The sequence below is a fragment of the Thermosipho globiformans genome (assembly GCF_003990895.1).
Taxonomy (GTDB): Bacteria; Thermotogota; Thermotogae; order Thermotogales; family Fervidobacteriaceae; genus Thermosipho; species Thermosipho japonicus.
The window spans coordinates 157886-180963 of the sequence record NZ_BHXD01000003.1 but is presented as its reverse complement, the minus strand read 5'-3'; the positions used below and the strand labels follow the sequence as shown (position 1 = coordinate 180963).

20 protein-coding genes, 1 tRNA gene, 1 pseudogene and 1 CRISPR repeat array are annotated in these 23078 nt (G+C 31.1%); of the genes and pseudogenes, 19 read left to right on the top strand and 3 right to left on the bottom strand.

Translation table 11 applies throughout. The features are described from left to right. Positions 1 to 233 precede the first annotated feature (233 nt). From EO083_RS03970 to ndk, 16 genes and pseudogenes are all read left to right on the top strand, one after another. Positions 234 to 309, top strand: a tRNA-Thr gene (locus tag EO083_RS03970). Between the two features lie 56 nt (positions 310 to 365). Then, positions 366 to 1670: a GTPase ObgE gene (obgE, locus tag EO083_RS03965; RefSeq protein ID WP_126992894.1), complete on the top strand. Its 1305-nt coding sequence runs from the start codon at positions 366 to 368 to the stop codon at positions 1668 to 1670. Continuing rightward, positions 1621 to 2247, top strand: coding sequence for a nicotinate (nicotinamide) nucleotide adenylyltransferase (nadD, locus tag EO083_RS03960; protein WP_126992893.1), 627 nt, complete (start codon positions 1621 to 1623; stop codon positions 2245 to 2247). Before obgE ends, nadD begins: the two co-directional genes overlap by 50 nt. Beyond that, entirely contained in the window at positions 2237 to 3127 is an 891-nt protein-coding gene (locus EO083_RS03955; protein WP_126992892.1) for a tRNA dihydrouridine synthase, read from the top strand. The genes nadD and EO083_RS03955 overlap by 11 nt, the downstream gene beginning before the upstream one ends. Before the next feature lie 73 nt (positions 3128 to 3200). Next, a complete protein-coding gene (locus EO083_RS03950) occupies positions 3201 to 4178 on the top strand; it encodes a polysaccharide deacetylase family protein (protein ID WP_126992891.1) in 978 nt (325 codons plus the stop codon). A 13-nt stretch (positions 4179 to 4191) separates the two neighbouring features. Further along, on the top strand, positions 4192 to 5313 hold the full coding sequence (gene aspC / locus EO083_RS03945) for an aspartate aminotransferase (RefSeq protein ID WP_126992890.1): 1122 nt from the start codon (positions 4192 to 4194) through the stop codon (positions 5311 to 5313). A 55-nt stretch (positions 5314 to 5368) separates the two neighbouring features. Further along, the gene (locus EO083_RS03940) at positions 5369 to 6049 is read left to right on the top strand and encodes a 2-phosphosulfolactate phosphatase (protein WP_126992889.1); all 681 of its coding nucleotides are present in this window, start codon (positions 5369 to 5371) and stop codon (positions 6047 to 6049) included. Between the two features lie 5 nt (positions 6050 to 6054). Further along, positions 6055 to 6951, top strand: coding sequence for a FecR family protein (locus EO083_RS03935; protein ID WP_126992888.1), 897 nt, complete (start codon positions 6055 to 6057; stop codon positions 6949 to 6951). Further along, positions 6932 to 7507, top strand: coding sequence for an MBL fold metallo-hydrolase (locus EO083_RS03930; protein ID WP_126992887.1), 576 nt, complete (start codon positions 6932 to 6934; stop codon positions 7505 to 7507). Before EO083_RS03935 ends, EO083_RS03930 begins: the two co-directional genes overlap by 20 nt. 3 nt (positions 7508 to 7510) lie before the next feature. Beyond that, entirely contained in the window at positions 7511 to 9418 is a 1908-nt protein-coding gene (locus EO083_RS03925) for a transglycosylase domain-containing protein (RefSeq protein ID WP_126992886.1), read from the top strand. Between the two features lies 1 nt (position 9419). Further along, entirely contained in the window at positions 9420 to 9959 is a 540-nt protein-coding gene (locus tag EO083_RS03920; RefSeq protein ID WP_126992885.1) for an enolase-like domain-containing protein, read from the top strand. Positions 9960 to 10407: 448 nt separating this feature from the next. Next, positions 10408 to 11189 (top strand): annotated as a pseudogene (locus tag EO083_RS03915) (ABC transporter substrate-binding protein). Further along, positions 11146 to 11373 (top strand): type 1 periplasmic-binding domain-containing protein, encoded by a 228-nt coding sequence (locus EO083_RS09975; RefSeq protein WP_241229961.1) that lies wholly within the window; start codon positions 11146 to 11148, stop codon positions 11371 to 11373. Before EO083_RS03915 ends, EO083_RS09975 begins: the two are co-directional and overlap by 44 nt. Before the next feature lie 6 nt (positions 11374 to 11379). Next, positions 11380 to 11640 (top strand): substrate-binding domain-containing protein, encoded by a 261-nt coding sequence (locus EO083_RS09970; protein ID WP_277600361.1) that lies wholly within the window; start codon positions 11380 to 11382, stop codon positions 11638 to 11640. Further along, complete coding sequence (locus EO083_RS03905; RefSeq protein ID WP_126992884.1) at positions 11637 to 12644, top strand: glycoside hydrolase family 5 protein; 1008 nt, start codon at positions 11637 to 11639, stop codon at positions 12642 to 12644. Before EO083_RS09970 ends, EO083_RS03905 begins: the two co-directional genes overlap by 4 nt. Positions 12645 to 12736: 92 nt before the next feature. Further along, a complete protein-coding gene (gene ndk, locus EO083_RS03900) occupies positions 12737 to 13180 on the top strand; it encodes a nucleoside-diphosphate kinase (protein WP_126992883.1) in 444 nt (147 codons plus the stop codon). A gap of 20 nt (positions 13181 to 13200) precedes the next feature. Here the strand turns inward: ndk and EO083_RS03895 are convergent, their stop codons facing one another. Genes EO083_RS03895 through EO083_RS03885 form a run of 3 tightly spaced genes read right to left on the bottom strand, consistent with a single transcriptional unit; the run spans position 13201 to position 16094 of the window. After that, entirely contained in the window at positions 13201 to 14298 is a 1098-nt protein-coding gene (locus EO083_RS03895) for an ABC transporter permease (protein WP_126992882.1), read from the bottom strand. A 16-nt stretch (positions 14299 to 14314) separates the two neighbouring features. Then, entirely contained in the window at positions 14315 to 15472 is a 1158-nt protein-coding gene (locus EO083_RS03890) for a vWA domain-containing protein (protein WP_126992881.1), read from the bottom strand. Further along, complete coding sequence (locus EO083_RS03885) at positions 15462 to 16094, bottom strand: hypothetical protein (protein WP_126992880.1); 633 nt, start codon at positions 16092 to 16094, stop codon at positions 15462 to 15464. The genes EO083_RS03890 and EO083_RS03885 overlap by 11 nt, the downstream gene beginning before the upstream one ends. A 1254-nt stretch (positions 16095 to 17348) precedes the next feature. Further along, positions 17349 to 19710: a CRISPR direct-repeat array (repeat unit 30 nt; unit sequence GTTTAGAATCTACCTATGAGGAATGAAAAC). A 372-nt stretch (positions 19711 to 20082) separates the two neighbouring features. Here EO083_RS03885 and EO083_RS03880 point away from each other — a divergent pair. From EO083_RS03880 to EO083_RS03870, 3 genes are read left to right on the top strand one after another with little or no spacing between them, the layout of a single operon-like run. Further along, a complete protein-coding gene (locus EO083_RS03880; protein ID WP_277600360.1) occupies positions 20083 to 20340 on the top strand; it encodes an NAD(P)H-dependent oxidoreductase subunit E in 258 nt (85 codons plus the stop codon). A gap of 1 nt (position 20341) precedes the next feature. After that, positions 20342 to 21946, top strand: coding sequence for a [Fe-Fe] hydrogenase large subunit C-terminal domain-containing protein (locus tag EO083_RS03875; RefSeq protein ID WP_126992878.1), 1605 nt, complete (start codon positions 20342 to 20344; stop codon positions 21944 to 21946). Continuing rightward, positions 21933 to 23072 carry a SpoIIE family protein phosphatase gene (locus EO083_RS03870; protein ID WP_126992877.1) on the top strand — a complete coding sequence of 380 codons (1140 nt, stop codon included), beginning with the start codon at positions 21933 to 21935 and terminating at the stop codon, positions 23070 to 23072. The genes EO083_RS03875 and EO083_RS03870 overlap by 14 nt, the downstream gene beginning before the upstream one ends. Positions 23073 to 23078: the final 6 nt, after the last annotated feature.

The following is a 23078-nucleotide window of genomic DNA, read 5'->3' as shown; positions in this document are numbered from 1 at the left end:
AAATTTTAAAATAATTAAATCGGCATCTTTAGTTTCTTCACTACTATTAATATGACCTATTTTTCGATTTTCTCTTTTCAAAATTTATTATACTCTTTTCAAAATTTTTTGTCAAATGACAAAAATTTTTGATTGTTATATGAAATATTTAAAAAATATATGTATTTTAATGCAAATTGCAGTTTATTGACAATAAATGTATTTTTGATAAAATTGCTATGAGGAGTAATAGCGCCAACGTAGCTCAACCGGTAGAGCGGCGCATTCGTAATGCGTAGGTTGCGGGTTCGAGTCCCGCCGTTGGCTCCATTCCCCCGTTGAAGGGGGAATTTTTGTTTTGGTAAAATAATTGTGAGGTGATATATATGCAAAAGGCAGATTTTATTGACAGAATAGTTATATATGTAAAAGGTGGAAAAGGTGGAGATGGCTCTGCAAGTTTTAGACACGAAAAGTACGTACCAAAAGGCGGCCCTGATGGTGGAGATGGTGGGAATGGTGGCTACGTGTTTTTAAAGGCTAATCCAAATCTTTCAACTCTTTTAAGTGTTTCAGAAAAGAAAAAATACATTGCTGAAAATGGTGAAAATGGAAAAGGAAAGAAAATGCATGGAAGAAATGGAAAAGACGTTGTAATAGATGTTCCAGTTGGCACCGTTGTGAAAGACTTTGAAACAGGGGAAATAATAGCAGATCTTGACAAGCCTGGAATGGTTGTCTGTGTAGCTCGTGGAGGAAAAGGAGGTCGTGGAAACGTCCATTTTAAATCTTCTACAATGAGAGCGCCAAAAATATCAGAGAGGGGTTTTGAAGGGGAAGAGAGAAGGTTAGTTCTTGAACTAAAACTTCTTGCAGATGTAGGACTTGTTGGTTATCCAAATGTTGGGAAAAGTTCATTTATATCAAAAATAAGCAACGCAAAGCCAAAAATTGCAAATTATCCATTTACAACCATTATACCTAATCTTGGTGTTGTAACGGTAAATGAACTACAGTTTGTAGTTGCAGATATTCCAGGACTTATAAAAGGTGCAAGTAAAGGAGCAGGACTTGGAAATGTATTTTTAAGGCATGTTGAAAGATGTAGTGTAATAGCGCATATTATAGATATTTCAGGGATGGAAGGAAGAGATCCTGTTCAAGATTATTTTGACATTAGAAATGAACTTGAACATTTTAGCAACGAACTTGCTCAAAAAGAAGAAATTATAATAGCCAACAAAATAGACCTTATATCCAAAGAGGAATTAGAAAAAAGACTTGAAGAATTAAGAAAAGAAACTGGAAAGCAAATTTTTCCTACAAGTATAATAACAGGAGAAGGAATAGAAAAAGTTGTTTACAAACTTGCAGAAATAGTTAAGGAAAGTAAAAAATTCCATACTCAATCGGAAGTTGTGAACGAACAAATTAAACGTCCAAAGCCTCTCTGGAAAGAACTGCCTGAAAGGTTCAACATTGAGATTATAAAAGAAGGCAATGACTTTATTGTTACTGGTACTTATGTCGAGGAATGGGCTAAGAGATTGAATTTAAATCAAAAAGATGGCTACAGAAAATTTATGGAACTTCTAGAAAAAAATGGTCTTGAAAAGAAACTAAAAGAGGCAGGGATAAAAGATGGCGATACAGTTTGGGTTGCCCAAAGAGCTTTTGAATACAAAGAATAGTCTTGTAATATTTGGAGGATCATTTAATCCTCCTCACAATGGGCATATAATAATTTCACAATTAGTAAGAGAAATGTTTAAATATGCAGATATGCATATTGTAACAAGTTCAAATCCACCTCACAAGCATGTTGATGTTGATTTTAAAACAAGATTTCAATTAACAAAGAAAGCATTTGAAAAGGTAAAAGGCGTTGAAATAAGTGATATTGAAAATAGACTTGGTGGTATAAGTTATGCAATTAACACTATAGAATATTACGAAAAATATTACGAAAGCATCTTCTTTTTGGTCGGAGAAGATGCTCTTTTTTCTATTGAAAAATGGTATAGATATGAAGACATTTTAAAAAAAGTAAAGATGCTTGTGTATCCAAGATACAAAGACAAAACTTTATATGAAAGAGCAAATAATGTGCTAAAGGAACTTTCAAGTTCTATATATATACTAGATCTTCCTCTCATTCAAATTTCATCAACGATTGTAAGGGAAAGGGTTAAAAATAAACAAAGTATATATGGTTTTGTCCCAGAAAGCATTATTGAATTAGTTGAGGAGGTATACGGTGATAGGTAAAATTGGTCTTGCTCCAATGGCCGGAGTAACTAACTGGAGCTTTAGAAAGATTTGCTTTGAATTTGGAGCAGAGTTTGCATACACAGAAATGATAAGTGCTGAAAGTGTAATTAGAAATTTAAAAATAAACGAGTATTATTTTCCAAAACCTGAGGAGAAAGACAAAGTAGCAATCCAAATTTTTGGTTCTGACCCATTTGTTATGGCAAAAGCTGCTTCAATGCTTGAAAATATGGGAGCATGGATTGATATAAATGCAGGGTGCCCTGTAAAAAAAGTTGTAAAAAAAGGTGCTGGTAGTGCCCTATTAAAAGATCTAAATAGGTTAAAAGATATCATTAAGCAAGTAAAATCAGCCGTTAGTTGTAAAGTTTCAGTTAAGGTAAGACTAGGATTTGAAAGAGATGAATTTGAAAAAATCTACGATACAGTTGTTGATGCTGGAGCCGATATGATCGCAGTGCACGGTCGAACCGCAAAACAAATGTACTCTGGGGAAGCTACTTGGAATATAAAAAACAAAGGTTACATACCACTTTATATTAACGGAGATATACATTCACTTTCTGATGCAAGACGTGCTATGGAAATTTCAAAAGCTGATGGAGTATTGATAGCAAGAGCAAGTATTGGAAAACCCTGGGTGTTTAGTGATAAAACACCTTCATTGTCTGAAATAAAAAAGATCATTTTGTATCATATAGATCTTCTTTACAATGAAATAGAAGAGCGTGCTGCCCAAGAATTTAGAAAATTTGTAGCAGGGTATACAAAAAAATTACCAAATTCAAGACAATTTAGAGCAAAAGTCATGAAAATAAATGACGTGGAGACTTTAAAGAAAGCTTTCGAAGAATATCTTACATCTATTTCATTTTAGAGTTTCATTCTTAAAGATTTTAAATTGGAAGTGAATTGAAAATCATAATAAAATATTAGTGAGGTGAAAATTTATGAAAAAAATAGTCATTTTTCTGTTGTTATTCTCATTTATTTCTTTTTCAAACATTGTTATATTTATATACCATCGCTTTGATGATGAAAGATACCCTACAACAAATACTTGGACAAACGAGCTTGAAATGCATATAAATCTTGTCAAAAAACTTGGGTATAAAATTTGGACGCTTAAAGATTTAGAAGATTATGTATATGGAAACAAAGAAGAAGAAAATGCAGTTATTTTCACTGTAGATGATGGATATGTTACCACATATACAAAGGCATTTCCTGTTTTTAAAAAATATAATGTTCCTTTTTCTGTGTTTTTGTATTTTGGAGGAGTAGGTATTTCAAAAGAATATTTAACATGGGATATGGTAAAAGAAATGGCGGATTGGGGTGTTGAGTTTGGTCATCATTCAACGACCCACGAAAAATTTCCGCTATTACTTAAAAAGATGGATCTAGAAAGTTTTAAAAAATATTTTGAGGATGATTTAGTAAAGGGTCAGAAAATTTGGCAAGAAAAAATGAATACAACTCTAAAGTATTATGCATATCCATACGGGTACTATAACGAGGAAATGATTGAAATATTAAAAAAACATGGTTTTAGGCTTGCGTTTATACAGCTTTCTGGTCCATACAACAGGCAAATTTCACCTTTTGAAATACCAAGAGAAGCACTCCTTGAAGATTGGGCAACAGAATCGCATGTTCGATACGTTTTAAGTAGAAAGCCACTTATTTTAAAAGAAAAGCCATATTTTTGGAAGGATGGAAAACTTTATGTAAAAGCTAAATTGGATCCTTATTATTCAAATCCAGTCGTATACATTAGAGAAAAAGGAATTGTTGAAAGTACTTTCAAAGATGGATATCTTCAAGCTGGACCATTTGAAATAAATAATGAAGTAAATAGTTTAATGATTAGTGTAAGAGGAAAAGATAGGAAAGAATATGTAAGATACTATTTAATCATAAAGTAGGGAGGTCTTTCAAGTGAATATTATAGATGAAATACCGTCATCTAAAACACTGGAAATAAATGCTCTTGCATCAAAATTAAAAAGTGAAGGAAAGGATGTTATCAATCTGACAGCTGGTGAGCCAGATTTTCCAACACCTGATGTTATAAAGCAAAAAGCACATGAGGCACTAGATATTAATTTTACAAGGTACACAGATAGTAAAGGAATTGTACAACTTCGCGAAACTATTTCAAAAATTATGCTACAAAAAGGACTTAATTTTTCAAAAGATGAAATAATTGTAACAAATGGAGGAAAACAGGCACTTTTTAATGCAGTTTTATCGATTGTCGACAAAGATGAAGAAGTTATATTGATTTCTCCTTACTGGGTAAGTTATCCTCCAATGGCAATGCTAGCTGGAGCAAACATAAAAGTTTTAAACACAACTTTTGAAGAAGGTTTTGTTCCAAACATAGAAAAATTGAAAGCGTTGATTTCAGATAAAACCAAGGCGATAATTATAAACTCTCCAAATAACCCAACCGGAGTTATCTATCCTGAAGAGATATTAAAAAGGATTACTGAAATTACAAATGAAAATAAAATTTTCGTTTTGGCAGATGATGTTTACGATTCTCTTGTATACGATGGGAAATATACATCAATTGCAAATTTTGTTGACCCAGAATACCTTATATATATCAATGCATTTTCAAAGTCTCATGCTATGACAGGTTGGAGAGTTGGATATATTGCTACAAAAAACAAGAAAATATACAAAAGAATAGCAAAAATTCAAGCTCATACGACTTCATCTGTAAATTCAATTGCACAATATGCAGCATCTTTTGCACTAGAAGCTGATACTTCATATATGTTTGAAGAATTCAAAAAAAGGAGAGACTTTACAATTGAGATGGCACAAAAAATTGGTCTTGAATTTGTAAAACCAAATGGTGCGTTTTACCTTTTCTTTAAATCTCCGGTGGAAAATGATGAGGAGTTCTGTAAAAAATTACTTGAAGAAAAGCTTGTTGCACTTGTCCCCGGGAGTGCATTTATGTCTCCAGGGTTTGTTCGAATGTCCTTTGCAAACTCTCTAGAAGCCATAAATGAAGCATTTAATAGAATAAAAGAATTTTTAGGATAAGGGCCAAAGATTGGCCCTTTATTTTTTGTGGTAGAATATCATTGAGGTGATTAATTTGTTAGATGTAAGATTTGTCCCGGCAAACATTAAAGATTATCAAGCTATAGTTGTAATAGATGTTTTGCGAGCTACCACAACAATGGTTACTGCTATCTCAAATGGTGCGCAATTTTTAGTTCCAGTGGAAACAGTTGAACAAGCAAGAAGTTATAGACAGGACGGCTTTCTATTATGTGGAGAAAGGGGTGGGGTAAAACCAGAGGATTTTGACCTTGGAAATTCACCTCTTGAATACACAAAAGATGTAGTTAAAGATAAAAAATTGGTTATAACCACCACAAACGGTACAAAAGCATTAGCAAAAGCAAGGGAGCATTCAAAAAATATAATTCTTGGTGCCTTTGTAAATTTTTCAAAAACTCTTGAATACATTAAAAAGTTTGATGATATACTATTTGTATGTTCGGGAAATGACGGAGAAGAGTCCTTTGAAGATACTCAGGTAGCAGGTGCATTTATTGAAAAATTAGTATCACTTAAAGAATATGAACTATCAGATAGTGCTCTAATATCTCTAAATTTTTGGGAATCAGTTAAAATGCCCACCTTTACAGGAAAGCACTCTCGTGTACTAAAAGCGTATGGTTTTGAAGATGATATTATCTTTTCCCAACAACTAGACATTTTCAACACAGTTGTTATTTACGATGGGGAGAAGGTAATTAAAGGAGAGTAGAAAATATGAAAAAAATTATATTCTTGATATCCTTAATACCTTTAATTTTGTTTTCAAATTCGTTTACATTGTTTACTGGGGACTCTACTACGATCAAAATTTTAAGCAAAGGAAATTTTAAAATTTCGGTAATAGATGTATTGGGAGGAGTTTTACCAGAGGATATTTTAATTGATGAGCTTTCTTTTAAAGATGTTGCGACTATTACGTATATAGCGCCAATTGTTCCAATGGAGGCTTATTTAAAATTAAAAGTTGGTAATAAAACTATTGACTATAACTTTAAAGTAGTAGAGCCTTTTTTCCCTCAAGATGCTACATTTGTAACGCTGGAAGAATTCAGTGGAAATGTAGCAATTTCCAAAGACGGTCAAAACTGGATTCCAGTCTCAAAAAAGGAAAAGTTATATGAAGGTTTCATCTTAAAAACTCTTGATAACTCTTATGCAGTAATTTCTGGAAGTTGGGGTAAGTTATATGTAAAACCAAATAGCACAGTGAAAATTTTGAGAAGTAGAAGCAACAGTAAGGATTTTGACTTTATTGTTGAAGTAGAAAAAGGTGAAGTAATTGCAGATGTTTTAAAGTTTATAATGTCAAAATCAAGGTTTCAGATAAAGAAAGATTCTGTAACAGCAGGTGTTCGTGGAACAAGGTTTGGAGTTAAAGATAATAACTGGTTTGTTTTTGAAGGAACAGTTTATCTTTTCAACGGAAATAGACTAATAAGCCTTGGTGCAAAAAAATTTGTAAAGGTAATTGAAAATACGTTTGAAAATCCCCAAGATTTTGAAGAAGAATTTGAAATATACATAGATGCTTTTGACAAACTATTTGAAAATTTAGAAGAGGAAATTGACAAGCAAATGGAGGAGTGGGACATTGAACTACCAGGTATTTAAAACCTCTGGAGCTCTTGCGACCAATACATATGTCTTTGAAAATGAGGGCAAGACCTATGTTGTAGATCCTGGATTTGGTATTGGCAAATTTTTATCTGACAAAGAAGTTTATGTTCTTTTAACCCATGGACATTTTGATCACATTATGGGGCTTTCTGAATTAAATGTTAAAAAAGTCTTTATCTCTAAAGAAGATAGAGAAATGTTGACTAATCCATCTTTAAATTTTTCACAATTGTTTGGTCAGAATTTTTCTTTTAATGGCGATGTTGAAGATATAGATGAACATTTTGAAACTATTAAAGCGCCAGGGCATACAATGGGATCGAGGATAATTATAATTGATGATCTAATTTTTACAGGAGATACGGTTTTTTGTAGTACAATAGGTAGAGTTGATCTTTCAGGCTCAAGAGAAAAAATGATAGAAACGTTGAAAACTTTGAACGAAAGATTTTCTAAGATGGACAAAAATTGTAAAATTCTACCTGGTCATAATGAGCAATGTACCATTAAAACTCTTTTTAAAATAAATCCATACTTTAAAATGGGGTAATACATGAGATACGTTATAGCTTTCTTAATAGGTTTTTCATTAGTGTTTTTTTCATTACTTTTCTTATACACAAATATCACTAAGAATCTTCCTGAGCCAGAAACTAAAATTCCATCCAGCCTTATTATAGAATATGCAGATGGAACACCTTTTTATTTTCCGCGAGCCTACTGGTACAACTTAGATGAATATCCAGAAAAACTCATTACTGCGCTCATAATTTCTGAAGATGAGGATTTTTTCAATCATCCAGGTATAGACATCTTTGGAACGCTAAGGGGTATCTTTTATACCGTTGTAAAAAAAGATGTCCAGGGGGGAAGTACACTAACTCAACAGCTTGCAAGAAGTTTATATTTAACACAAGCAAGAACAATTGAAAGAAAAATAAAGGAAATATTTATTGCCATTTATCTAGAGAAGATAAGGACAAAAGAAGAATTACTTGAATTATATCTCAACAGTGCTTATATGGGAAATGGAATATATGGGTTTGGTACAGCAGCAAAGTATTATTTTAATAAAGATCCAAAAGATCTTAATCTTGCAGAAATTGCCCTGTTGGTCAATACTGTAAAATCTCCTGAAAATTTTAACCCTCAAGATTTAAAAGGAAGATACAAAAGAGCAGAAATAGTGCTAAAAAGACTCTTAAATGAAGGTGTAATTTCAAAGACTGATTATGAAAAATATGCTAAAATGCTTCCAAATGTAAAATCATATAACGTAATTGAATCAAAATATAGCGAAGATGTCTTTTGGAGAGTTATTAGTGAGTTAGAAGAAATAGGTTTTTCACTTGATACACTTAGAAAAGGTTTCACTGTTAAAACCACACTCAACAAAGACTATCAAGCTTTACTTGAAAAAAACTTGGGTAAGAACAATGCTGGAATAATTTTAAATTATAGAACTGGAGAAATATTGGCCTATTATGGTAAAGGTGTTAATAACGGAAGAAGGCAAATAGGTTCTTTAATTAAGCCATTTTATTATTACAAAGCTTTGCTAGAAGGTTTTAATCCCGACTCAAAGCTTTTTGATTTACCTATTAAAATAGGAGATTGGACTCCAAAAAATTTTGAAAAAAATTACTATGGTCAAACTACTCTCAAGCAAGCACTTATTCATTCAAGAAACATACCATCGGTTAATCTGTATTTAATGCTTGGTGATATTGTTGTGCGTGATTTTTTGAAAAACAAATTAAAAATCTATGGTTATTATCCTGATGATTTAACCCTTGCACTTGGAACAATAGAAACATCACATGAGGAAATAGCAAAGGGCTTTTCTGGAATATTTAACAGTGGAGTTGTTGTAAAGCCGCACATTGTGGACGAAGTTATAAGCTACAATGGTATTGTACAATACAAAGCAAAGCCAAAAATAGTTAATGTAATTCCTTCATCAAAAAGAAGTACTATGGAAGCAAGTTATTTAATGATAAATCTACTCAAAGACGTTGTAAAATATGGAACAGGTGTTAGAGCATACATAGATGGTAGGGAAATTGCAGGGAAAACTGGTACGGCGGAGCAATTTGCATGGTTTATGGGTGCAGATGGAGAAAAAATGATGATTATTTCACAGGATGGAAAAGATCTACTGGGTGGAAGAGATGTTGCACCTATCTGGCGTAAAATTGCATTAAAAACAGATATAGGGAAAAATCCATTTGTAATAAGCTCAACATATAGAAAATTAAATGTTATTAGAAATGATCCTATGAAATACATTGACTATGAATACCTATACAACATGATAAAAGAAGGTACTCTGACAATTGAAGAGCTGGCAGATATCCTAAAAACTTTCGATGAAGATTCACTTCTTGAATTTCTTTCGTACATGAATACAGTCTCTCAGGAACTTACAATAACTTTATGGAATATGCTTGGAGGTGGTTAAGTTGAAGTTCTTTTATAATCTAAAAAAAGCAGATTTTGGAGAGTATGTAGTAATAGAAATTACAGATGACAAAAATATTGGAATTGGTGCAATCATACCTGAAAGATCAAAAGGAGAAAATTATAAAACGATCATGGGGGCTATTGAAGAATACAGATATATTGTAGAAAAAGCTAATATAGAAGATGCATTTGAAATACCATATAAACTTGAAAAGTATTTTCCAAATCATCCAAAGGTTATCTTTGCAATAGATGCAGCATTCAAAGAGCTTTATTCTAAAACATTCAATATTCCACTTGTTAAACTAATTGGACAAGAAAACATTCAAGAATGTAAAGAAGTTCTAGAGCAAGAAAAGGTCTTTCCAGAAGAATATGGATTTATTGATATAATAAGAGTTCTTCCAAGAGTTTATCTTGAAGATTCAACATTTGTTTTAACTAAATATCCAGAAGGAGAAATGTTTGAAGTTTTAAAGGCGCTTTCAACAAATTATAAATACGTGGAAGTTTTAAGCTATAAAGATAGGTTCATATAGAAGATAAATATTAACTAAATTTTGAGCATCCAATCTTGGATGCTCTATTTTTTTAAATATATGGCTTTTTATGTTTTAACTTTTAATTTTTTTATTTTTCTTTATACTAGCTTAACATTTCAGATTTTACCGGATTATAATTGTAAACATTTACATTGGTATAATTCAAATGTAGTTCTTAAAAGTATGAATTTTAAAGCCTATATTATACTTTAAAAGGAGGGGGTAGTATGAAAAAATTTTCACACTTTTGGTAATTTTGTCAGTATTTGCATTAGTTGTTTTTGCAGATGATGTTGTTTACAAAAGGGATGAGACATTGTATGCTGGAGGAGGTCTTTGGGCACCACCATCAAACTGGAATCCAATTACTCCATGGAATGCTGTAACAGGAACTGTTGGTTTGATCTATGAAACACTTTTTGCATATGATCCTTTAAGAGACGAAATGATTCCTTGGCTAGCTGAAAGTGGAAAATGGACATCAAGTAATACCTATGAAGTCAAAATTAGAAAAGGCGTAAGATGGCACGATGGTTACCCATTCACTTCAAAAGTGTGAAATTTACATTCGAAATTGCAAAAAAATACTCCGAAATTTCCTACAGCTCAATATGGACTTGGCTTTCAAAAGTAGAAACACCTGATCCTTACACAGTTGTCTTCACATTTGACTCTCCAAGATACCATGAATGGACCTATCAACTTTATCAACTTCCTATCATTCCTGAACACATTTGGACAAACCGTACAAAAGAAGAAATATTAAGTGGTTCAAATGAAAAAGCAATTGGTACAGGATCTTATCTATTTGAAACCTACAGTGATGATAGAATGGTCTACCTTAGAAATGAAGATTGGTGGGGAATTGATGTATTTGGAAAACCAAAACCCAAAAGAGTTGTATATCTAAGAGTTTTGAGTAATAATGTAGCACTTGGAATGATAATGAAAGGTGAACTTGATATTTCAAACTTCTTCCTTCCAGGTATTCCAACCTTGAAGAAGATGTACAGTACAGTACATACTTGGTATGATAATAAGCCATATATGCTTTCAGACAATACAGCTTTCTTATTCTTAAATACAACAAAGAAGCCACTTGATGATCCAAAATTAAGAAGGGCACTTGCATTTGCAATAAATCCAACAGTTATATCAGAAAAAGTATTTGAAGGGCAAGTTCTTGAATCAAATCCTGTTGGATTCTTACCAGTTAAGAGGGGTTGAAAAATCTCCTGCATCTAAAAATAGAGAAAAAGGTATAGAAAAATTTTTAAGAAAGCATAAAGATGTACAGGTATACTTTTCAGAACATAGTGGATATAATCCAAGCGACGGATATGAAGCAGTAGAAAGTTTTTTAAAAAATCATGGTTTAAAATTTACAGCCATTTTTGCTGTAAATGACTGAGCATCTATAGGTGCTTTAAGGGCATTGTACGATCATGGTCTCAGAGTTCCAGAAGATGTTTCAATAATTGGATACGATAACGGTCCATTCTCTGAGTACCTACATCCACCCCTTACAACAATACATCAACCAAGAAGGGAAATGGGGTTAACTGCAGCGCAACTTTTAATAGAAAGAATACTTGGAAAAGGTCCTAAGATACCAAGAAATGTTGTTCTCACTACAAAATTAATAGAGCGAATGTCTGTAAAGAAGGTGGAACCATGAGGAAATTTTTTAAATTCTTTACATTAATTTTGGCGGTGATTTCTGTGATGCTTTTAGGTGAAAATAAAAAGCTTACGGCATTTGATTACAATAAAATGATAGGTATAGGAATTAACATGGGAAATGCGCTTGAAGCACCGTTTGAAGGTGCATGGGGAGTGGTTATAAAAGATGAATATTTTAAAATAATAAAAGAAAAAGAATTTGATTCGGTTAGAATACCTATTAGATGGTCTGCGCATATTTTAGATAAACCACCTTATACAATTGAAAAAGATTTTTTAGAAAGAGTAAAACATGTAGTTGACAAGGCTTTGGAAAATGATTTGGTTGTAATAATTAATTGCCATCATTTTGAGGAGTTATATGAAAACCCTGAAAAATATGGAGAAGTTCTTTTGGAAATTTGGAAACAAGTTTCAGATTTCTTTAACGATTATTCTGACAAGCTTTATTTTGAAATTTATAACGAACCTGCAAAAAATTTAACCCCAGAAAAATGGAATAACTTGTATCCAAAAGTTTTAAAAGAAATTAGAAAAACAAATCCATCGAGAATTGTAATAGTAGATGTACCTCACTGGGGAAATTACAATTACATCAATCAATTAAAACTTATAAATGATCCATATTTAATCGTATCTTTTCACTATTATGAACCATTCAATTTTACTCACCAAGGTGCCGAATGGATAAACCCACGCCTTCCGGTGGGTGTAAAATGGGGTGCAAAAAGTTATGAAATAGAACAGATAAAATCACATTTTGAATATGTAGATTCTTTTTCAAAAAAGTACAATGTTCCAATATTTTTAGGAGAATTTGGTGCTTACTCAAAGGCAGATATGGACTCTCGAATAAAATGGACAAAAGCGGTAAGTCAAATTGCTAGAGAATTTGGATTTTCAATTTGTTATTGGGAATTTTGTTCTGGTTTTGGGCTTTACAATAAAATAACAGATACTTGGAATGAAGGATTGTTGGATGCTGTTTTTGGAAAATAAATTGATTTATATTTAAACTTTTAATCCAGCCAATATGGCTGGATTATTTTGTTGTATAATATTAATGTACTTATTAAATTGGAGGTGTAAATATGGAAAGAACTTTTGTGTATTTAAAGCCAAATGCAGTAAGAAGAGGTTTAGTTGGAGAAATAATAAAAAGATTTGAACAGAGGGGAATAAAAATAGTAGCATTAAAGCTTATATGGATGAGCAAGCAACAAGCAGAAAAACTGTATGAAATGCACAAGGGTAAAAGCTTTTACAATGATTTAATAGATTTTGTAACAGGTGGACCAATCGTTGCAATGATAGTAGAAGCACCAAGAGTAATTGAAATGGTAAGACATATAATTGGAGATACAGATCCGTTGAAGGCGGGAACTGGTACAATTAGAGGAGAATTTGCACTTACAATAACTAAAAACTTAATTCATGCGAGCGATTCAAAAGAAAACTTTGAAAGGGAATACAAAATCTTCTTTTCTGATGATGAAATTATAGATTACTACCTTGATGTACAAGACGATATTTAAAATAAGTGGCCAAGTGCCACTTATTTTTTTGAAAATTCTTTTCTAATTAGCAAGAGCATAATAATAAATGTTGCGATTGATAAATATAAAAGGTATAAAAAGTCATTTTTTATATTAACGCCATTAAGTTGATAATTTCTAATTGCATAAGTTAATCTATATGCTGGAGTGAAACTGGAAAGTTTGAACATGAATTTTGGGAGTGTAGTGACTGGCGTTATACTTCCGCTTGTAAAAAAGAAAAACATTGACAGAGAAACGCCAAATATATTCGAAATTGCCCTGTTTTGAGAAAGACAAGACATTATTAATGCAAGTGATGCATGAAATACTATTCCAACAATGGATAAAGGTAAGAATATAGAAAGTTCTATCTTTATTCCCAAAAAATATCCTGCTATGTAAACAGCTATAGATACGAATAGTCCTAGCAAGAATAGAGCCAAAAATTTATTTAATCCATATACGTACCACTTTTCATTATTTACTTTGAATATTGATATCAAACCAAGATCTCTGTCATTAACAACTGTCAACACACCAATAGATAAAATTATAAAGATCACTGATAAAAATAAAATAGCTGGTGAAAACAAATATCCAAAATTAGTTTTAAAATTTTTCGTTTTAGGAACAAAGTTTGGAGCAGGTGTTTCATTACTAACAAACATATACCTTAAAACCTGTGGGTTAAAAAATGGAGAACCACTTAAATCATTAAATACAGAATTTAAAACATTATATATACCAACGGAAAGTTGTAAATCAACAGGGCTAGGGATAAAGTCAATATTTACCTTTTCTCCTTTATACAGCGCGTCTGTAAAATTTTCAGGTATAACCATTACAGCATTTAATTCACCATTCTGCAGAAGATGTGAATAGTTTTCATCTACGTAGGTTAGAGTTCCTCCTTTGAAAAATGACATAACAAGCTTAATGGTAAATTTTGATAGAGGTGAATTATCTAGATTATATACTCCTAGCTTTATACTGGTAACTCCAAATCCGTTAAAAAATATTATACTTGCTATTGTTAAAACGACCGGCAATAAAATAATTAGAATTATATTTAGAGGTTTTCCAAGAAGTCTTTTAAATTCATACCATACTCTCACAAATAACCTACCCCTTTTACTTTAAAATTACTATTGAACTCCTTCCATATATTCTTACTGCATCTTCTATGAAATCGGGATTATGCTTTGAAGATAGAACGAATAGAACTCTTCTTTTTACAACAGGTACATCAACATGACCATCTGTAAATATAATAATTCCTTCAACATTGTGAGATTGTGCTAAATCAACTGCTGGTTGTAAGTTTGTCTCTCCTCCGCCGTATATTTCTAGATCTTTCCATTTTCCTAAAGTATACTCAGTAACCATAGTCACTGCTTGGTCAACTTGTATTAAAAGAAGTTTAGAATCGTATTTTGCTATTTTTTCAATTTCAGTTAGAAACTGATTTAATTCTTCTTCAATTATACTTGCGCTTGTGTCTACAATAACGGCAAGCTTTGAGTTGTATTCATATTTCCAACCAGGTTGGTCATCATATCTTCTGTTTGGCCTTAAAGGTGTCCTATATTTGTCTCCCTTTATACTAGCATTTGAAAATCTTCTTATTAAAGTTTCCCAGTCAAGAGTTGATTTTTGAAGTGAAATGTTGATATTTTGCTTTAATCCTGATTCAAGATCTTTTCCAAACATGTTGAATGCTTTTCCTACTTTGTCTTTGGTTATTTCTATTATCATTTCTACTGGCAAATCCGATTCAAAGTTATGGTCATCTAAGGAATCAGGCAAAGCTTCTATATCAAAGTCTCCTTTTTTTTCAAATTCTTTCATCATCCAATCAAAATATTCCTCGGCAGTTTTGTTGATCATAAATGGTGGTGGTGCTGCAAACATATATTCATTGTCAACGCCATGTCCTTCTTGAATCAATACATTTAAGGGAACACTTCTTGCATCGAGCTCTGGAATATATTGATTGATAGCAGCATCCATAGCAAGATCCCATATCTTTTTTTCTCTATTATTTTTTGGTTTTATCCTAAAATGTTGATTTATAATATGCATAAGTTCGTGTAATATCAATGATTCAACAAACCAAATTGGTTTTTTGTTCATTCTTTGGTTGTATAAAAAAAGAATTTCACCATTTTTGGTGAATTTAATTGACATTGTTCTAACATTATTATCTTCTTTTAAAACAATACCTAATAGAAGGTAAGCATAAAAAGGACTTTTTTTAATTAAATTTTGAAAGGCTTTATCAATAACCATTTGCTTCTACCTCTATTCCAAAGCTAACGAGTTGATTGTTGAAAAGTGGCAAAGAAAGATAATCAATCCATCTATACTTAAAACTCATTCCTAAAAAGATTCTTATATCTTCCATAAAGTATGATACAAGTAATCCAATGTTGTACCTGAAAATATCTTCAGTGTTAAAAATAGAAGGAAAACCAGTTTCACTTCCAGGATCGTAGTATAAATATACAGCAGAATATTCAAAATTAAAATCTAATCTAATATTTTTTGTAAAATAATATGCCGGAGTCATACCAACATATATTCTTCCAGTTTCTGTAGTTTCATCGTAATTTTCTGGGGCATGGAAAGAAGTTTTTACAAAAGATTTAAAGTAAAAATTGTTAATAGAAGTGTCAAAGAATACTTCTAGTAAGCTATTTGAGTTATTTAATAAATAGCCTATATTTACACCATATTCTAAGAATTCAGAGGGAATAATCAAACCGAACTGAGAATAAGGATAGCCTATCCTTATTCTAAAATTTTCTATTTTTTCAGAAAACCATATCCCTTGATCCGTTGAAAATCCAAATTTCATCGAAAAGGAGAAAATGGAGATAGTTATAAGAATAATTATTAATAACTTTTTCAAAGAAAGCCCCTCCTTTACCAACAAAAATTATATCATAAATTATAATGCAAGAAAAACTTAAAACAAAAAATCATTTATCATAGGAATTAATTTCTATTTAACCTGATCATTTTAGGATGATCAAAGAGTGTGTTTACTAACATTGTTAACTACTATCCTAGTAGCATATTTATAATATATGCTTTTAGTGTTTTCTCGTTTGTTCCTGTCATTTTAATCCACTGATTAATCTTTTACCATTCACTTTTCAGCTTTTGTTAAGGATTAACATATTTATTTTTCTTTTCGTAAAATTTTTTCTTTCCCCTAGGCTTTACATATAATTTTGCTTTTTTAACTACTTCATATAAAATAAAGCTTTTTTTCATTCCACTTCAAAAAATATTTTTAATTAGTCTTCTGAAACTTAAGTCTTCCCATTTTTTGAAAAAATTATTTCTTTCCTTTTTTTGGAGCAAGAGTTATTTTATTACTTTATTATTTTTTTCTTATTCATTTTCCGTCATTTTTAAATAAATTTTATCTTTTCTCAAATTATTTCAAATTTGGATTTTTAATTACTTTCTCGGCATTTATCTTTCAAATTAACCCTTATATAAGGTATGGCAAAATTGCTTATTCTTGCATCCTGGATTTTTCCATTATGGAATGAATCTACTTTCTCATCTATACGATACTTATACTTTCTCTAGTTCATACCTTACTTTACTTTTAGCTAGTTTAAATATTCTTCTTACTACTTGCAATTCCACCGCTATTAATAACTAATAAGATAGATTATTTATTGTAAATTCCATTGATAAGCGTGTAAAATATTAGTTAAGTATATAAGTTTTAAAATCAAGGGAAATTTGTCAAAGATGTAATTAAATGTTTTATTAAGTAACTTTTATAATCATTTAACTTACTCTAGTTTTTTCTTTAGCTCGAGATACCGAAATGTCTTTAGAAATAATTTATTAACTAAACAGCAACTTAACATTAACTAATAAAATTATAGTTGCTGTTTCTAAAACAGAAAAGTATCTTAACATTATTGTAACCAATGTCAAAAAGCTCCTTTTTTACTAATTTCTTATTCCGATATTTGTAACGTTTATGTTAACAAATCGAAATTAGGTAATTTTTTAGGAGATGTTTTTAAGTAGGAATAATCGCAAAGGCGTATAAATTCTACATTTAACTTACAGTTTACTTCCGCTCAAAGGTTTTGTTACTTTGCTTTGTTATATTTATTTATGAGAATATTAATAGGTTTAGAATCTACCTATGAGGAATGAAAACTTAATTTGGATGTCCCGCCTGAATTTGAACCTTTAAAGAGTTTATGTTTAGAATCTACCTATGAGGAATGAAAACAATTTATATCCTACTTTAATTACGCCGTTCGCATAAACAGCAATGTTTAGAATCTACCTATGAGGAATGAAAACTTAATCTTGCTTCTAAAGTATTTGGCGTGGCAGATAAAGTTTAGAATCTACCTATGAGGAATGAAAACCTACTTTTTTGTTCTTATTAATCGCATCCAACTGCTCTTCTAAGTGTTTAGAATCTACCTATGAGGAATGAAAACTTGACGTTGCCAACCAGGTTCTGTTATTAAAGACTCTGTTTAGAATCTACCTATGAGGAATGAAAACTTCTATCTCTTCTATCTCAAAACTCAGAAATTTTTTTAAGTTTAGAATCTACCTATGAGGAATGAAAACTAATTCATCCTCATCAGTTTCTATCTCTTCTATCTCAAAACTGTTTAGAATCTACCTATGAGGAATGAAAACAATCATATATTTTGTATAAAGAATCTGTAGAAATAGTTTAGAATCTACCTATGAGGAATGAAAACTCCCCTCCTTCTGTTTTAGTTTAGACTGTCTTCTATAAGCCCAGTTTAGAATCTACCTATGAGGAATGAAAACTAATATGGTTGGCCTTTAAGGCCAAAACGTCCTAAAATTTGTTTAGAATCTACCTATGAGGAATGAAAACAAACTTCATCAAAGAAATAATTAAAAAGAGGATATAGTTTAGAATCTACCTATGAGGAATGAAAACAAATATAAATTCACTTTTAATATCGAACAAGTACCTGCAGAAGTTTAGAATCTACCTATGAGGAATGAAAACTCTCCAAAAACCAGTAACTTCATATAATGTAAAACCGTCAAAGTATTGTTTAGAATCTACCTATGAGGAATGAAAACTTCGATTATTTCCATTGTTTTTTCTCTGTTTTTAAACAAGTTTAGAATCTACCTATGAGGAATGAAAACTTTCATCTGGGTTAAACTCGATTGTGTCCCCCACTTTGTATGTGTTTAGAATCTACCTATGAGGAATGAAAACAACGACACAAGTCGTCTTCACGCAGAACCGGGCTTATTTTTGTTTAGAATCTACCTATGAGGAATGAAAACTAGTTGGTTTAATGATTTGATATTTTGTGATGAAATAGATTAGTTTAGAATCTACCTATGAGGAATGAAAACTTATTTACATTAAATTTTTGTAATCGATTTATAAGTTTAGAATCTACCTATGAGGAATGAAAACGCTCGCGGGCAATAGGGATGCATGCTGTCGGTCTTTCGTGTTTAGAATCTACCTATGAGGAATGAAAACTTGTTAGTAGTACACTCTCTTGCCAAAAATGTAACTTAAGACGGTTTAGAATCTACCTATGAGGAATGAAAACGTATTATTAATGTTAACTATTGCGGCGGTAACGTTCCTTGTTTAGAATCTACCTATGAGGAATGAAAACTTTCAGCATCAATTATCGTTCCTTCATACGATATATAATGTTTAGAATCTACCTATGAGGAATGAAAACTTTCTTATCTTCTCAATCTCGCTTTCGATTCTTTCTTGTTTAGAATCTACCTATGAGGAATGAAAACACCCTTCCCTACTCAGATACAGGATGCTGTGTCTCATAAGAAATGTTTAGAATCTACCTATGAGGAATGAAAACCAAAACCTATTACATCTATTAACTTATCAAAGACCGTGAGTTGCGTTTAGAATCTACCTATGAGGAATGAAAACTATTTTACAAATATCGGCGCTATGCCTGTTTGCGTTGTGCGAAGTTTAGAATCTACCTATGAGGAATGAAAACTGGTAATTTCTCAAATTCCGAATAATTCATGTATAAATAAGTTTAGAATCTACCTATGAGGAATGAAAACTCCTGTATCTTTTCAGGTTCGAACGGGTGCCCTATTCGAACCTGTTTAGAATCTACCTATGAGGAATGAAAACTCAAATAATACCTATCTAAAACAGCGTCACAATCAATATCGTTTAGAATCTACCTATGAGGAATGAAAACTCAATTTTCAGCATATTTAATGAAAATGAATTTGATAGATATGTTTAGAATCTACCTATGAGGAATGAAAACTGGTTAATGCAAAGATTATCCATTCAATCACTTCCTGTTTAGAATCTACCTATGAGGAATGAAAACCCCAAAGGTATATAATTGGATAGAAAAAATAGATTGTTTAGAATCTACCTATGAGGAATGAAAACTCTACTTCTTCCATTGAAATCGTTTTACTCATTTTTTTATCTTTAAGTTTAGAATCTACCTATGAGGAATGAAAACTTCCATTGCATCTTTGAATCAGGCAAACCAATTTCAGTTTAGAATCTACCTAGAGTAATAGAAGAAAACCTATTTCTAAATCTAGCTATCAAAAGCGTTGTTTATGTTTAAAGTATGTCTATGAAGAAAGGAAGAGTTTTTATATTTTACATATTTTATAAAATCTGTCTTTGAAGAATAAGGTTATTAATACTATCTTTGATTAATGAAAAAGGAGAGTTTTTAACTCTCCTTTTGTTTTTTAATTTGATTTTTTTGTTAAAACAGGGCTTTAACACAAAAAAATTGATATTAAATGCCTTTATGCTAAAAAATTCACGTATTGACATATTCGAATTATCAGGTTAAAATAATCGTGAAAATAATAACGTTATATTTTTCACGAATAAAACAGGTGATTATATGGTTATAAAAATTTGTATGGGAAGTTCTTGCCATCTAAAAGGCTCGTATGAAGTGGTAGAAAAAATCAAAGAGATGAATCTTGAAGGTATTAAATTGTATGGTTCATTATGTTTTGGAAAATGTGCTAATGGAATAAACATTGAGATAGATGGAGTATTGATTTCTAATGTTACGCCGGATAATGTTAAGGAAAAAATTGAGAAATTTTTAAAAGAAGGGAATTAGTATGGAAAAGTATATTATTTCAAATCAAGCCAATTGTAAATATTGTTATAAATGCCTTAGAAATTGCCCAGTAAAATCCATATCATTTTCTGATAATATTTCAAAAGTTATTGATAATGAATGTATATTGTGTGGTAAATGTATTGAAGTTTGTCCTCAAGATGCAAAAAATTATTTATTTGAATATGAACGTTTGAAAGATTTTTTTGGGAAGAAATTTTTGGTGTCTATTGCTCCTTCATTTTTTTCCCACTTTGATGAACCTTTCAAAGTTATTTCTTATTTAAAGAAGAATGGAGCTATTGTTAGTGAAACTTCAATTGGTGCTGAATTAGTTTCGAATGAGTATAAAAAGTTATCAGGAATAAAGATTAGTACAGCATGCCCTGTAGTGGTTGATTTAGTAGAGAAATATTATCCTGAGAAAGTTAAATATTTATCACCAGTAGTTTCTCCAGCAATTTCCCATGCAAGGTTTTTGAAACAATGTTTTGGAGATTACCCGTTAGTTTTTATAGGCCCTTGTATTGCTAAAAAGCGTGAGCTTGAGGAAGAATATGATTTGGTTTTAACATTTGAGGAACTTGAAAAATTTTTAGAATCCGAAAATGTAGATGTATTTGATTTTAAAGATGATTTTCCACAGGAGCCATACCCAAAATTAGCAAGATTTTATCCTATTTCTGGTGGAATATTAAAAACTCTTGGAGAAACTTTTGATCAAGTTTTTAATATTGAAGGAGTAAAGAATATAAAAGATTTTTTAGATAGAGTTGATGATATAGATGGAAACTATTTTGTAGAAATGTCTGCTTGTGTTGGAGGATGTATAGAAGGTCCTGCATCGAGAAAAGATATAAGTCTTCTTGAAAAAAGAGTAAAACTCTCCCAAAATATTAAAAAAATTCCAGAAGGAAAGACAATAGAAAATGTTGAGATAGATTTAAAAAGAGAGTTCAAAGATAAGAAACATTATTACAACTACACGGAGCAACAAATTCAAGAAGTTTTATTCTCGATAGGTAAAACGGACAAATCTAAAGAGTTAAATTGTAGTGCGTGTGGTTATGATACTTGCAGAGAAAAGGCAATTGCAGTTCTTGAAAAGAAGGCAGAAAAGGAAATGTGTATAACTTACCTTATAGATAAAGTTTCTACTGTCAGTAATATGGTTGTAGAAGAAACACCAAACCTTATATTAATTGTAAAAGATGGAAATATAAATTACAAAAATAAAGCAGCACGCCTTACTTTTATGAGTTTATCTAACAAAAAGTTGTGGGAATTTTTAAAAGATGTAGAGCAAAGTGGATTCAAAGAGATAGCTTTAAATAACAAAAATTTGAAGTTTTTCGTTAAAAGATTTAATTTACCAGAGGATAGTGGTGAAGTATTTATTTTGACCGATGTTACAAAAGAGCTAGAACAAGAAGAAAGGGTAAAGATAATAAAGAAGCAGACAATTGAAAAGATTGAAGAGGTTTTAAATAAACAAATGCTACTAGCTCAAGAAATTGCAAGTCTTTTAGGAGAATCGATTGCAGAAACAAAGTCCCATTTTACGGAATTTAAAAGATACATGGAGGAAGAAAATGATTACTTGTGAGATAAATTATGCATCGAAGAATAAAAAGGGAGAATGGGTCTGTGGAGATTCTATAAAGATAAGAAGAAACGAAGAAAAGTGTGTAGTTAGTGTCTCAGACGGCTTGGGAAGTGGAGTTAAAGCAAATATATTATCAACACTAACAGCTACGATGGCAACGACTATGGTTTTTAATAACGTACCTATAAAAGAAGTTTTTACATCTATCATATCTACACTTCCCACATGTAAGGTAAGAAAAATAAGTTATTCAACGCTTGCTACATGTTTGATAGATTACAAGAAAAAAAGATGTACTATTTTTGAATATGAGTTTCCTTTGATTTTTTATTTTAGGGATGGTAAGCTTTTAAATTTAAAAAAGATTGTGAAAAAAGTAGAAAATAAAAAATTAACAGTTAGTGAAATAGATATCAAAATAGGTGACTCAATATTTTTAATGACCGATGGAATATCTCAAGCAGGAATGGGAACTGATATGTATCCATTTGGATTTGGAGAAGAAAATATAATTTTTGAGTTAAAAAATCTTTTAAAAAACAAGGTAGAACATGAAAATATTGTCAAGCATATGATTAAATTAGCAGAAAAGCTCGATAGGTATTCAAAAGGTGATGATGCATTAATAGCAGGTTTGAAAATAAGAGAAAAAAGAGTTTTGACCATAATGGTGGGGCCCCCTGAAGACGAGAGTAAGGATAGATTGGTTGTTGAAAAATTTTTAAATTCAAAAGGTAAGAAGGTTATATGTGGTGGAACAACTGGTCAAATAGTTGAAAGGATAACAGGAAAAAATATAGATGTAGATGTTAGAACAATTTCAAAAAATTCACCGCCAATAGGGTATATGGATGGAGTAGATCTTGTAACAGAAGGAATAATAACTTTAACACAAGTTTTTAGATATTATGAGAACCAAATAGAAGAACTTGGTGTCGGGGCAAAAAAATTAATTGAAATGTTAGAAGAAGCAGATGTAATAAATTTTCTTGTGGGAAGGGCAATAAATCCAGCACATCAAAATCCATTATTTACACACGATATTTCTTTAAAGTTTAGGCTGATAAATGATATTTCGAAAATACTTGAAAAAAGAGGAAAAATAATTAATCTCGAATATTTTTAGGAGGTG

Coding starts and splice junctions, on each gene's coding strand:
- obgE (WP_126992894.1), top strand. CDS start 366: ATGCAAAAGGCAGATTTTATTGACAGAATAGTTATATATGTAAAAGGT.
- nadD (WP_126992893.1), top strand. CDS start 1,621: ATGGCGATACAGTTTGGGTTGCCCAAAGAGCTTTTGAATACAAAGAAT.
- EO083_RS03950 (WP_126992891.1), top strand. CDS start 3,201: ATGAAAAAAATAGTCATTTTTCTGTTGTTATTCTCATTTATTTCTTTT.
- EO083_RS03935 (WP_126992888.1), top strand. CDS start 6,055: ATGAAAAAAATTATATTCTTGATATCCTTAATACCTTTAATTTTGTTT.
- EO083_RS03925 (WP_126992886.1), top strand. CDS start 7,511: ATGAGATACGTTATAGCTTTCTTAATAGGTTTTTCATTAGTGTTTTTT.
- EO083_RS03905 (WP_126992884.1), top strand. CDS start 11,637: ATGAGGAAATTTTTTAAATTCTTTACATTAATTTTGGCGGTGATTTCT.
- ndk (WP_126992883.1), top strand. CDS start 12,737: ATGGAAAGAACTTTTGTGTATTTAAAGCCAAATGCAGTAAGAAGAGGT.
- EO083_RS03890 (WP_126992881.1), bottom strand. CDS start 15,472: ATGGTTATTGATAAAGCCTTTCAAAATTTAATTAAAAAAAGTCCTTTT.
- EO083_RS03875 (WP_126992878.1), top strand. CDS start 20,342: ATGGAAAAGTATATTATTTCAAATCAAGCCAATTGTAAATATTGTTAT.
- EO083_RS03870 (WP_126992877.1), top strand. CDS start 21,933: ATGATTACTTGTGAGATAAATTATGCATCGAAGAATAAAAAGGGAGAA.